The organism is Pseudomonas sp. BC42 (genome assembly GCF_021560055.1).
Classification (GTDB): domain Bacteria; phylum Pseudomonadota; class Gammaproteobacteria; order Pseudomonadales; family Pseudomonadaceae; genus Aquipseudomonas.
The window spans coordinates 6,535,160-6,547,800 of sequence record NZ_CP091067.1; the positions used below are offsets into that span (position 1 = coordinate 6,535,160).

The following is a 12,641-nucleotide window of genomic DNA, read 5'->3' on the forward strand; positions in this document are numbered from 1 at the left end:
GCCACTGCCGCAGGCTGTGACCGGCTGCGCAGCAGTCGCGCTTGTGGGCCGCGCAAGGGCCTTCGGCCCTTATCGCAGCCTACGGCAGCGGCTACAGGTGTTCAGTCCGCATCGCGTGGCAGCAACAAGCCCAACGGCAAGCGCACTCGCGCTTCAAGGCCGCCATCGGGGCGATTGCGCAGTTCAACGTTGCCGCCGTGCATGGCGGCAATCCGCTTGACGATGGCCAGGCCCAGGCCGGTGCCCTTGCCGCCCCGGGCACGGTCGCCACGGGTGAAGGGGTTGAAGATCGCTTCCAGCTCCGAAGGGTCGATCCCTGCGCCACGGTCCATCACGCTCAGCACCACATACGGTGCATTGATGTCACCGGACACATAGGCCGCCACCTCGACATCGGTTCCCGCGTGATTCAAGGCGTTGCCAATCAGGTTGTTGAGCAGGCGCTTCATCGATACCCGGCGCAGCGGGAACGGCTGGATCGGCTCCAGGCGCAGGTGCACCCGTTCCTGGTTCTGGTTGTAGGGCGCGGCCACTTCACGCACCAGATCGCTCAAGTCCACCTCTTCCACCGACTCGTCGCGGCCATCGCGGATGAAGGCCAGGAACTGATCGAGAATGGCGTCCATGTCCTCGATGTCCCGCACCATGTCGTCGGTCAGGTCGGTGTGCGCACCCATCAGCTCCAGCGACAGGCGCAAGCGGGTCAGCGGCGTGCGCAGGTCGTGGGACACACCCGCCAGCATCAGTTCCCGCTCACGCCCGGCCTGCTCCACATCCTCGGCCATCTGGTTGAAGGCGCGGTACACCTCGGTCATCTCGCTCGGCGTATCGCTGATCGGCAGGCGCACGCTGCGGCCCTGGCCCAGTTGCCGGGCGGCGTAGACAAGGCGCTTGAGCGGTTGGTTGAGCTGGCTGACGAAGATCCACGCCGAGGCGGTGGACAGCAGGCCGATGGCCAGGAACCAGCCCAGCACGCTCCAGATCTTCTGCCCCCGCAGCGGATGCGGATACAGCGGCACCTTGAGCCAGCCATCCCCCAGGCTCGGCGCCCGCACCCAGAGCGCCGGCGGCGCATGCATGCGCAGGCGCACTTCGGTGTCGGCGCCCAGCTCGGCCTGCATCTGTCGCTGGTAGATCTCGCTGTAGGGCCAGTGCTGCTCGCCGGCCGGCACACCGCTGCCCACCACCTTGATCAGCCCGGCGGCCTCGGCGATCTGGTCGCGGTTGGACTCATCGGCGGCCCAGTAGGCGCGCAGGGTCAGGGCCACACCGTGGCTGTACTGCCGGTCCACCAGCACATCCTCGTTCATCAACAGATAAACCAGGGTCAATGCCTTGGAAAACAGCACCACGATCAGCACCAGCCACAGGGTGCGGGAGAAGAAACTCTGGGGGAACCACAGCGGGGTTTTCATAACAGCCAATACACACTTTGCAGGAGCGGCTCGCGCTCGCGGAGTTGCGGAATGCGAACGCCCGGGTCGTTACCGGCCCGGGCGTTCGCTCCTACAAATCACCTATCACTTGGTCGCGGTGCCATCCGGCACGAAGACATAACCCACGCCCCAGACGGTCTGGATATAACGCGGCTTGGAAGGGTCGGGCTCGATCATCCGCCGCAGGCGGGAGATCTGCACGTCGATGGAACGCTCCAGAGCATCCCACTCGCGGCCACGGGCCAGGTTCATCAGTTTGTCGCGGGTCAGCGGCTGGCGGGCGTTCATCACCAGGGCCTTGAGTACCGCGAACTCACCGGTGGTGAGCATGTGCACTTCATCGCCACGCTTGAGCTCGCGGGTAGCCAGGGACAGTTCGTAGTCACCGAAGGTCACGCTTTCGTCTTCGCTGCCCGGCGCACCCGGCACCGGAGCCGACTGACGACGCAGCACGGCCTTGACCCGGGCCATCAGTTCGTCAGGGTTGAACGGCTTGGCCAGGTAATCGTCGGCGCCCAGCTCCAGGCCCTTGATGCGGCTCAGCTCATCGCCCTTGGCGGTGAGCATGATGATCGGAATCTGGTTGTTGGCACTGCGCAGGCGGCGGCAGGCGGTCAAGCCGTCTTCGCCGGGCAGCATCAGGTCGAGGACCACCAGGTTGAACACTTCGCGACCCAACAGACGGTCCATTTGCTCGGTGTTCGGTACCGCGCGGGCACGGTAGCCCTTGCTGACGAAAAAACGCTCCAGCAGGCTGCTCAGCCCCGGATCGTCGTCAACAATAAGAATTTTTTCGCCTTCAGCAGTTTGTGCAGTGCTGCTCATTGGATGCTCCTCTAATCTCGGTGCGCATTATGGCGTAGCTGCCGTTATACGCACCGTGTGCATTGTTAGCAGATTTTTCCTCTATCGCCAGCAAACCCGCTGTCGGCCTGAGGCCGGCGATCACCCCGAAGACCGTAACGCTGGGTATAATGCGCCGCCTTTTGTGTTGGGCAATATCTGATCAGTACGCCTGCGGCCGGTTTTTTTTATTTGCCTGGGCCGGCAGTATTTTTTCGATTTCACGGGTCAACAGCCAGCCTTTTGATCCAGGTGGCGGCGCGTGCCAGGCCGCTCAACCAGACCCGCCGGGCCTCAACTTCCGTGCCCGCGGGCCTGCTTTCACACATTTGTCAGGTGGTTTTATGGACAGCATCAACAGCCGCATTGCCGAGGAACTCGGCGTACGCCCACAACAGGTCGAAGCGGCCGTCGCTCTATTGGATGAAGGCTCCACCGTGCCCTTCATCGCCCGTTACCGGAAAGAGGTCACCGGCAGCCTCGATGACACCCAACTGCGTCATCTGGAAGAGCGCCTGCGCTACCTGCGAGAACTCGACGAACGGCGGATCAGCATCCTGGCCAGCATCGAAGAGCAGGGCAAGCTGACCCCGGAGCTGGCTCGCGACATCAAGCTGGCCGACACCAAGACCCGCCTCGAAGACCTGTACCTGCCTTATAAGCAGAAGCGCCGCACCAAGGGCCAGATCGCCCTGGAAGCCGGCCTCGGCGAGCTGGCAGACGGCCTGTTCAACGACCCAAGCCTGACTCCGGAAGCCGAAGCCGCGCGCTTCGTCAACGCCGACAAGGGTGTGGCCGACGTCAAGGCGGCCCTGGAAGGCGCCAAGTACATCCTCATGGAGCGCTTCGCCGAAGACGCGGGTTTGCTGGACAAGCTGCGCAACTTCCTCAAGCAGGAAGCCACCCTCAGCGCCCGCGTGGTGGCTGGCAAGGAAGAGGAAGGCGCCAAGTTCCGCGACTACTTCGAACATGACGAACCGCTGAAAAGCATGCCGTCGCACCGCGCCCTGGCGATTTTCCGCGGCCGCAACGAAGGCATTCTCAGCTCCGCGCTGAAAGTCGGTGACGAGCTGCCGGGCACCATGCACCCCTGCGAAGGCATGATCGGCCAGCACGTGGGCATCCAGAACCAGAACCGTGCCGCCGACAAATGGCTGGGTGAAGTGGTGCGCTGGACCTGGAAGGTCAAGCTCTACACCCACCTGGAAACCGACCTGCTGGGCGAGTTGCGCGACAACGCGGAAACCGAGGCGATCAACGTCTTCGCCCACAACCTGCACGACCTGCTGCTGGCCGCTCCGGCCGGCCCGCGTGCCACCCTGGGCCTGGACCCGGGCCTGCGCACCGGCTGCAAGGTGGCGGTGGTGGATGCCACCGGCAAACTGCTGGACCACGCCACGGTCTACCCCCACGTACCCCACAACAAGTGGGACCAGACCCTGGGCATCCTGGCCGCGCTGTGCGCCAAGCACTCGGTGGACCTGATCGCCATCGGCAACGGCACCGCCAGCCGCGAGACCGACAAGCTGGCCGCCGAACTGATCAAAAAATACCCGGCCATGAAGATGACCAAGGTCATGGTTTCCGAAGCCGGTGCATCGGTGTACTCGGCCTCGGAGCTGGCGGCCAAGGAATTCCCGGACCTGGACGTGTCGATCCGTGGCGCGGTGTCCATCGCCCGACGCCTGCAGGACCCACTGGCAGAACTGGTGAAGATCGATCCGAAATCCATCGGTGTCGGCCAGTACCAGCACGACGTCTCGCAGCTGAAACTGGCCCGTGGCCTGGACGCGGTGGTCGAGGACTGCGTGAACGCCGTGGGCGTCGACGTCAACACCGCTTCCGTGGCCCTGTTGGCGCGGATCTCCGGCCTCAACGCGACCCTGGCGCAGAACATCGTCAGCCACCGCGACGAACACGGTGCCTTCAAGACCCGCGCCGCGCTGAAAAAGGTCGCGCGCCTGGGTGAAAAGACCTTCGAACAGGCCGCCGGCTTCCTGCGCGTGATGAACGGCGACAACCCGCTGGACGCCTCGGCGGTGCACCCGGAAGCCTACCCGCTGGTGCAGCGCATCGCCGCCGACACCGGCCGCGACATCCGCTCGCTGATCGGCGACAGCGGCTTCCTCAAGCGCCTGGATCCGAAGAAATTCACCGACGAAACCTTCGGCCTGCCCACCGTCACCGACATCCTTCAGGAACTGGACAAGCCGGGCCGCGACCCACGTCCGGAGTTCAAGACCGCCGAGTTCCAGGACGGCGTCGAGGACCTCAAGGACCTGCAACTGGGGATGATCCTCGAAGGCGTGGTGACCAACGTCACCAACTTCGGGGCCTTCGTCGACATCGGCGTGCACCAGGACGGCCTGGTGCACATCTCGGCGCTGTCGGAGAAGTTCATCAAGGACCCGCGTGAAGCGGTGAAGGCCGGCGACGTGGTCAAGGTCAAGGTCATGGAAGTCGACATCCCGCGTAAACGCGTGGGCCTGTCGATGCGCATGAGCGACACCCCGGGCGAGAAGATCGACGGCGCTCGCGGCTCCCGTCCTGGCTCGGCGCCACGCTCGTCCCAGGGCAGCGCACCGCGCAAGGAAACCGCGACCGCAGCCCCGAGCAACAACGCCATGGCCTCGCTGTTCGCCAACGCCAAGCAGTTGAAGAAGCGCTGATGCAGATCCCTGCCGGCCTGACCGAAAGCGCCTTCAGCCAATTGCTCGGCTGCCGTCTGCAACGCCTGGAAACCGGCGAGGCGGACGTCGCCCTGGAGCTGACCCCGCAGTTGCGCAATCGCGGGCAAAAGCTGCACGGCGGGGCGATCTTCAGCCTGGTGGACATTGCCATGGGGCTGGCCTGTTCCAGCACCCACGGCTTTGACCAGCAGAGCGCCACCATCGAGTGCAAGATCAACTACATCCGCGCCGTGAGCGAGGGCCAGGTGCTGTGCCGGGCCAAAGTGATCCACCCCGGCCGCCGCACCCTGGTGGTGGAAGCGGATGTGATCCAGGGCGACAAACTGGTCGCAAAAGCACAAGGCACCTTCGCGGTCCTATAGCTCCCCGTCATGAATTTGGGTTAATTTCGGCGCTGCGAAAGCGGCGTCGGAGTTTTCTGCCCGCGCTAAAGCCAGATTCAGGGATGAAGGATTGGCGTTTTCAAGCGAGTCGGCTTGACTCAAAAACCAGGCGAAAACGCCAGTTTTAACTTCACCCTTGTAGACCGTCCTGCCCACCCCCATATTGGGGCGACTGACGCGTGAAGGAATCCAACTTGAGCGAACTTCTCAACCGCCGCCTGGCTCTGCTCGGCGAGCGCGCTAACCTCTCCCTGCTCGAGCAGTGCCTGCACGGTATCGAACGTGAATGCCTGCGTGTCACCGGCGAAGGCCGCCTGGCACAGACCCCGCACCCGGAAGAACTGGGTTCCGCGCTGACCAACGAACAGATCACCACCGACTACTCCGAGTCGCTGCTGGAGTTCATCACCCCGGCCCTCGCGGACCCGGCGGATACCCTGGCCAGCCTCGACAAGATTCATCGCTTCGCCTACAGCAAGCTCGGCAACGAGTACCTGTGGAGTCCATCGATGCCGTGCCCGTTGCCGGCCGAGGAAGACATCCCGATCGCCTACTACGGCACCTCCAACATCGGTCAGCTCAAGTACGTGTACCGCAAGGGCCTGGCCCTGCGCTACGGCAAGACCATGCAGTGCATTGCCGGGATCCACTACAACTTTTCCCTGCCGGAACAGCTGTGGCCGCGGCTCAAGGAAGCCGAGGGCTTCGTCGGCAGCGACCGTGACTACCAGTCCTCGGCCTATATCGCGCTGATCCGCAATTTCCGCCGCTACAGCTGGCTGCTGATGTACCTGTTCGGTGCCTCGCCAGCCCTGGACGCAGGGTTCCTGCGCGGCCGCTCGCACCAGCTGGAACAGCTGGACGCCGACACCCTGTACCTGCCTTACGCCACCAGCCTGCGCATGAGCGACCTGGGCTACCAGAGCAAGGCCCAGGCCGGCCTGACCCCCTGCTACAACGATCTGAACAGCTACACCGACAGCCTGCGCAAGGCCGTGGCCACGCCCTACGCGCCTTACGTGGCCGTCGGCACCCACAAGGATGGCGAGTGGGTGCAACTGAACACCAACATCCTGCAGATCGAAAACGAGTACTACTCCAACATCCGTCCCAAACGCGTGACCTACACCGGCGAGCGACCGATCCAGGCGCTGATGGCCCGGGGCATCCAGTACGTCGAAGTGCGCTGCCTGGACATCAACCCCTTCCTGCCCCTGGGTATCGACCTGCAGGAAGCCCGCTTCCTCGACGCCTTCCTGCTGTATTGCGCGCTCAACGACAGCCCGCTGTTTGCGAACAACGAGTGCGGCAACGCCACCTCGAACTTCCTCGCCGTGGTCAAGGAAGGCCGGCGTCCGGGCCTGCAACTGCAACGCCAGGGCCAGCCGGTGGAGATGAAGGAATGGGCGGCCGAGCTCCTGGAGCAGATCGCGCCACTGGCCGCCCTGCTCGACCAGAGCCACGGCAGCGACGTGCACAGCAAGGCGCTGGACGCCCAGCTGGCCAAGGTCAAGGACTCGTCCCTGACCCCATCGGCCCAGGTGCTGGCGGCCATGAGCGAGCACAAGGAGAGCTTCAGCCAGTTCTCCCTGCGCCAGAGCCAGGCGCATGCCGAGCACTTCCGCAGCCAGGCCCTGAGCAAGGAAGAGCAAGCCGCCTTTGAAGACGCGGCGCGCAAATCCCTGGAGCAGCAGACCGAGCTTGAGCAGAACGAAGTGGGTGATTTCGACGTGTTCGTCGGCGCCTACCAGGCCAGCATCCTGGCCATCAGCAACTGACGCTTCACCGCCAAGCCGGCTCCTGCACCCATACCGTAGGAGCCGGCTTGCCGGCGAACAGCACGCTGCCTATTCCCCTCATAAGCTAATGCAAATAAGTTATTTATTTCTTCATTCTTAGATCATTTAGTCTCCTCCCACGCCGATCATCGGCCGCCTATGAGGAGCACCCCCCATGAAACTGCACTTCCCCCTTCGCCTCCTGGCGGCCGCGTCCCTGGCCGCTGCGAGTTTCTTCGCCCAGGCGGCCGACGTCACCGTCGCCTACCAGACCACCGTCGATCCGGCCAAGGTCGCCCAGGCCGACGGCAGCTATGAAAAAGCCACCCAGGCCAAGATCAACTGGCGCAAATTCGACAACGGTGCCGACGTCATCGCCGCCATCGCTTCCGGCGACGTGCAGATCGGCTACCTGGGCTCCAGCCCCCTGACCGCGGCCATCACCCGCAAGGTGCCGGTGCAGACCTTCCTGATCGCCACCCAGATCGGCGCCGCCGAAGCCCTGGTGGCCCGGGACGGTTCCGGGATTACCAACCCCCAGGACCTGATCGGTAAAAAAGTCGCCGTGCCCTTCGTTTCCACCGGCCACTACAGCCTGCTGGCAGCGCTGAAGCACTGGAACATCGACCCCTCGAAAGTGCAGATCCTCAACCTCGCGCCACCGGCGATCATCGCCGCCTGGAAGCGCGGCGATATAGACGCCACCTACGTCTGGGACCCGGCCCTGGGCGTGGCCAAGGAAAACGGCAAGGTGCTGATCACCTCCGGCGAGCTGGCCAAGTTCGGCGCGCCGACCTTCGACGCCTGGATCGTGCGCAAGGATTTCGCCGAGAAGCACCCGGAAATCGTCACGGCCTTTGCCAAGGTGACCCTGGATGCCTACGCCCAGTACCGCAAGGATCCGCAAGCCTGGCTGGCCAACCAGGGCAACGTCGACAAGCTGGTCAAGCTCTCCGGGGCCAAGGCCAGCGATATCCCGCTGCTGCTGCAAGGCAACGTCTACCCACTGGCCGCCGACCAGGTGCTCAGCCTCGGCGCCCCGACCACCAAGGCCATCACCGACACCGCGGTGTTCCTCAAGGAGCAAGGCAAGGTCGAAGCGGTGCTGCCGGACTACGCCCCCTACGTCAGTGCCAAGTTCATCCCTGAATAACCCGCGACCGGACAGGAGATAGCCGTCATGGCCTTGCTACAACTGGAGCGCATCAGCGCACAGTACCCCGGCGCCGCCGAACCGGTGCTGGCGGATATTTCCCTGACCCTGGGGCCACAGCAACTGCTGGTCGCCCTGGGTCCCTCCGGCAGCGGCAAGACCTCGCTGCTGAACCTGATTGCCGGCTTCGTCGACCCCAGCGCCGGGCGCATCAGCCTCGACGGCATGCCGGTCAAGGGCCCCAGCGCCGAACGTGGCGTGGTGTTCCAGGACGACGCCCTGCTGCCCTGGCAGGACGTGCTGGGCAACGTCGCCTTCGGCCTGGAACTGGCCGGCGTGGCCCGCGCCGCGCGTGAAGCCCGGGCCCGGGAGATGCTCGCCCTGGTGGACCTGGCCGGCTTCGACAAGCGCCGCATCTGGCAGCTTTCCGGAGGACAGAAACAGCGCGTGGGCCTGGCCCGCGCCCTGGCTGCCGACCCGCGCGTGCTGCTGATGGACGAACCCTTCGGCGCCCTGGATGCCTTCACCCGCGAACAGATGCAGGAGCTGTTGCTGCAAGTCTGGCGGCGCACCGCCAAACCGGTGTTCCTGATCACCCACGACATCGAGGAAGCGGTATTCCTGGCTACTGACCTGATCCTCCTGGCGCCCAACCCGGGACAGATCGTCGAGCGCCTGAACCTGGACTTCGGCCAGCGCTACGCCGCCGGCGAATCGGCGCGGGCGATCAAGTCCGACCCGTTGTTCATCGAAACCCGCGAACACGTGCTGGCCCGGGTGTTCTCCCAGCGCAGCGCCACCCAGCAGCAGGAGCGCCCATGAGCAGCTACGAGATTCCCGCCACCGCCACCCGCAATGCCAAGCCGAAAGCGCCACACACCGTGCGCCGCAGCCTGAGCACCCGCTGGATCAGCGTGCTGACCCTGATCACCCTGCTGGCCCTGTGGTGGGCGGTGACCGCCAGCGGCCTGATCGAACCGCTGTTCCTGCCTCCGCCTGCCGCCGTGCTGCAAAAAGGCTGGTTGCTGGCCACCAGCGGCTACATGGATTCCACCCTCTGGCAGCACCTGGCGGCGAGCCTGGAGCGCATCGGCCTGGCCCTGGGCTGTGCCGTGCTGACGGCGATTCCGGTGGGCATCGCCATTGGCGCCAACCGCATCGCCCGTGGCGTGCTCGACCCGTTGATCGAGTTCTACCGGCCGATTCCGCCCCTGGCCTACCTGCCGCTGATCGTCATCTGGTGCGGCATTGGCGAACTGTCCAAGGTGCTGCTGATTTACCTGGCGATCTTCGCCCCGATCGCCATTGCCACCGCCACCGGCGTGCGCACCGTCGACCCGGCCAAGCTGCGCGCCGCACAGTCTTTGGGCGCCACCCGGGCCCAGCTGATTCGCCACGTGATCCTGCCCAGCGCCTTGCCGGACATCCTCACCGGCGTGCGCATCGGCCTGGGCGTGGGCTGGTCGACCCTGGTGGCCGCGGAGCTGATTGCCGCCACCAGCGGCCTGGGATTCATGGTGCAGTCCGCCGCGCAGTTCCTGGTCACTGATGTGGTGGTGCTGGGGATACTGGTGATTGCCCTGATCGCCTTCGCCATGGAGATGGGCCTGCGCGCCCTGCAACGCAAGCTGGTGCCCTGGCACGGCCAATCCCACTGACCTGCATGCCCCGCACGCGGCTTACCTGTAGCCGCTGCCGAGCCCTGGCGAGGCTGCGACCGAGCGCGTAGCGCTCGCAGCAATCGATGAGGAAGCCCTCGTTGCATGGGTTTGCTCTACTGCGCCGCCGTTCGCAGCCTCGCCAAGGCTCGACAGCGGCTACAGGGTCACGACACCGCCAGCGCACCCGTTTTTTTAGTTTGATGCCGATAAACCGAATCCGACCACGCCGAGCGTTCGGCGCCGTACAAGAGAACCACCATGAGCCTGACCATCACCCCTTTAAGCTCTGCCCTCGGCGCCCAGATCAGCGGCATCGACATCAGCCAGCCGCTCAGCGTCGAACAGCGCGACGCCATCGAGCAGGCGCTGCTCAAGCATCAGGTACTGTTCTTCCGCGACCAGCCAATCACCCCACAGCAACAGGCGCGTTTCGCCGCCCGCTTCGGTGACCTGCACATCCACCCGATCTACCCCAATGTGCCGGAGCAGCCGGAAGTGCTGATTCTCGACACCGCCGAAACCGACGTGCGCGACAACGCCATCTGGCACACCGACGTGACCTTCCTGCCGACCCCGGCCCTGGGCGCGGTGCTCAGCGCCAAGCTGTTGCCGGCGTTCGGCGGCGACACCCTGTGGGCCAGCGGCATCGCCGCCTACGAGGCGCTGTCCGAGCCCATGAAGAACCTGCTGCAGGGCCTGACCGCGACCCACGAATTCATCAAGTCCTTCCCCCTGGAGCGCTTCGGCAACACCCCCGAGGACCTGGCGCGCTGGGAGGAAACCCGACGCAAGAACCCGCCGCTGTCGCACCCGGTGATCCGCACCCACCCGGTGAGCGGGCGCAAGTCGCTGTTCGTCAACGACGGCTTCACCACCAAGATCAACGAACTGTCCGAGAGCGAAAGCGAGGCCATCCTCAAGCTGCTGTTCGCCCACGCCACCCGCCCGGAATTCACCATTCGCTGGCGCTGGCAGGAAAACGACGTGGCCTTCTGGGACAACCGCGTGACCCAGCACTACGCCGTGGACGACTACCGCCCACAGCGTCGAGTCATGCAGCGCGCGACCATTCTTGGGGATGTGCCGTTTTTTCGCTGAGACGCGGGGAGATGCAACAGGCCCCGGCCGCGCCGGATGAGCGAAGCCGGGCACAGCAGGCTATTTGACGCTGGCGGGAGCTTTCTTCTTGCGATTGCCGATGTGAATCGCCTGGCCATTCACCGCCAGCGCGGCTTCATGCAGGGCTTCGGACAGGGTCGGGTGGGAGAACACCATCATCCCCAGGTCTTCGGCGCTGGTGCCGAATTCCATGCCGATTGCGCCTTGCTGGACCAGTTCCGCAGCGCCCGGCCCTATCACATGCACCCCCAGCACCCGGTCGGTGGCGGCATCGGCAATCACCTTGACCAGCCCGGCGGTGTCGTTGGCCGCCATGGCCCGGCTGCTGGCGGAGAAGGGGAAGGTGCCGATGTTCAGCTCGATGCCCCGGGCCTTGAGGGCCTGCTCGGTCTGGCCGACCCAGGCGATTTCCGGGTGGGTGTAGATCACTGACGGGATCAGCTCGTAATTGAGCGGATGCCGATGCCCGGCGAGGCTCTCGGCCACCATCACCCCCTCCTCCGACGCCTTGTGCGCCAGCATCGGGCCGCGGACCACGTCGCCAATGGCGAACACCCCAGGCACGCTGGTCAGGCACTGGCCATCGACATGAATAAAGCCACGCTCGTCCAACTGCACCCCGCTGTCGGCGGCCAGCAGATCGGTGGTCAGGGGCCGACGCCCCACGGCGACGATCAGGCGATCGAAGGTCTGCTGCTGGTCCTCGCCGCCTTCGCTGAAACGGACCTTGACCCTGTCGCCCTGCACCTCGGAGGCCGTCACCCGGGCCCCCAGGCGGATATCCAGGCCTTGCTTGCCGAGGATCTTCTGCGCCTCCCTGGCGATCTGCACGTCCACTGCCGGCAGGAAGCTGTCGAGGGCTTCGAGCACCGTCACTTCAGCCCCCAGGCGAGCCCAGACCGAGCCCAGTTCCAGGCCGATGACGCCGGCGCCAATCACACCGAGGCGCTGGGGCACGCGGGTGAATTCCAAGGCTCCGGTGGAGTCGACGATCACCTGGTCGGTCAGCGGCGCTGCGGCAATATCGATGGGCCGGGAGCCGGGGGCGAGGATGATGCTGGTGGCGCTGATGCGCCGGGTGCTGCCATCGGCCGCGGTGACTTCCACTTGCTTGTTGGCCAGCAGCTTGCCGTGACCTTCCAGCAAGGCCACGCCATTGGCCTTGAACAGCGAGGCGATGCCACCGTTGAAATTGCGCACCACGCTGTCCTTGCGCGCCAGCATGGCCGGCACATCGATCTGCGGGTTGCTGATGCCGATGCCATGCACGGCAAAGCCGTTGCGCGCTTCGTCGTAGTGATGGGAGCTGTCCAGCAGTGCCTTGGAAGGAATGCAGCCCACATTGAGGCAGGTGCCCCCCAGGGCGGTCTTGCCGTCCTTGCCCTTGTAGCGCTCGATGCAGACCGTCTTCAGTCCCAGCTGCGCCGCCCGGATCGCCGCGACATAGCCGCCGGGACCCGCGCCAATCACGATCACATCGTATTGCTCACTCATAGGTTGCCTTCCTTTGTAGTGACAACATCGACCACGGCTCCCATGGTCCCGTTGTCCTTGAGAATTTTCAGGTGGCCGTGCCCG

Annotated in this window: 10 protein-coding genes; 7 read left to right on the forward strand and 3 right to left on the reverse strand. The window is 64.9% G+C overall.

Going from position 1 to position 12,641, the window contains the following annotated elements; genetic code table 11:
- Positions 1 to 101: 101 nt before the first annotated feature.
- Entirely contained in the window at positions 102 to 1,415 is a 1,314-nt protein-coding gene (locus L1O02_RS29545; protein WP_060837036.1) for an ATP-binding protein, read from the reverse strand.
- Positions 1,416 to 1,520: 105 nt separating this feature from the next.
- Positions 1,521 to 2,261, reverse strand: coding sequence for a two-component system response regulator OmpR (gene ompR / locus L1O02_RS29550; RefSeq protein ID WP_016966992.1), 741 nt, complete (start codon positions 2,259 to 2,261; stop codon positions 1,521 to 1,523).
- Between the two features lie 362 nt (positions 2,262 to 2,623).
- Here ompR and L1O02_RS29555 point away from each other — a divergent pair, with 362 nt between their 5' ends.
- The 7 genes from L1O02_RS29555 to tauD all read left to right on the forward strand — a co-directional run bounded on the left by L1O02_RS29555 (position 2,624) and on the right by tauD (position 11,042).
- Positions 2,624 to 4,948, forward strand: coding sequence for a Tex family protein (locus tag L1O02_RS29555; protein ID WP_060837035.1), 2,325 nt, complete (start codon positions 2,624 to 2,626; stop codon positions 4,946 to 4,948).
- Positions 4,948 to 5,331, forward strand: a complete 384-nt coding sequence (locus L1O02_RS29560) for a PaaI family thioesterase (protein ID WP_060837034.1) — start codon at positions 4,948 to 4,950, stop codon at positions 5,329 to 5,331. The genes L1O02_RS29555 and L1O02_RS29560 overlap by 1 nt, the downstream gene beginning before the upstream one ends.
- A gap of 215 nt (positions 5,332 to 5,546) precedes the next feature.
- Positions 5,547 to 7,130 carry a glutamate--cysteine ligase gene (gene gshA / locus L1O02_RS29565; protein WP_060837033.1) on the forward strand — a complete coding sequence of 528 codons (1,584 nt, stop codon included), beginning with the start codon at positions 5,547 to 5,549 and terminating at the stop codon, positions 7,128 to 7,130.
- A gap of 175 nt (positions 7,131 to 7,305) precedes the next feature.
- Positions 7,306 to 8,283, forward strand: a complete 978-nt coding sequence (tauA, locus tag L1O02_RS29570) for a taurine ABC transporter substrate-binding protein (RefSeq protein WP_060837032.1) — start codon at positions 7,306 to 7,308, stop codon at positions 8,281 to 8,283.
- Positions 8,284 to 8,310: 27 nt separating this feature from the next.
- Positions 8,311 to 9,105 carry a taurine ABC transporter ATP-binding subunit gene (tauB, locus tag L1O02_RS29575; RefSeq protein ID WP_235759232.1) on the forward strand — a complete coding sequence of 265 codons (795 nt, stop codon included), beginning with the start codon at positions 8,311 to 8,313 and terminating at the stop codon, positions 9,103 to 9,105.
- Positions 9,102 to 9,941: a taurine ABC transporter permease TauC gene (gene tauC, locus L1O02_RS29580; RefSeq protein WP_129406249.1), complete on the forward strand. Its 840-nt coding sequence runs from the start codon at positions 9,102 to 9,104 to the stop codon at positions 9,939 to 9,941. The genes tauB and tauC overlap by 4 nt, the downstream gene beginning before the upstream one ends.
- Positions 9,942 to 10,202: 261 nt before the next feature.
- Positions 10,203 to 11,042: a taurine dioxygenase gene (gene tauD, locus L1O02_RS29585; protein ID WP_235759234.1), complete on the forward strand. Its 840-nt coding sequence runs from the start codon at positions 10,203 to 10,205 to the stop codon at positions 11,040 to 11,042.
- Positions 11,043 to 11,102: 60 nt separating this feature from the next.
- On the opposite strand, the gene lpdA is transcribed toward tauD, so the two are convergent.
- A complete protein-coding gene (gene lpdA, locus L1O02_RS29590) occupies positions 11,103 to 12,557 on the reverse strand; it encodes a dihydrolipoyl dehydrogenase (protein ID WP_060837028.1) in 1,455 nt (484 codons plus the stop codon).
- Positions 12,558 to 12,641: the final 84 nt, after the last annotated feature.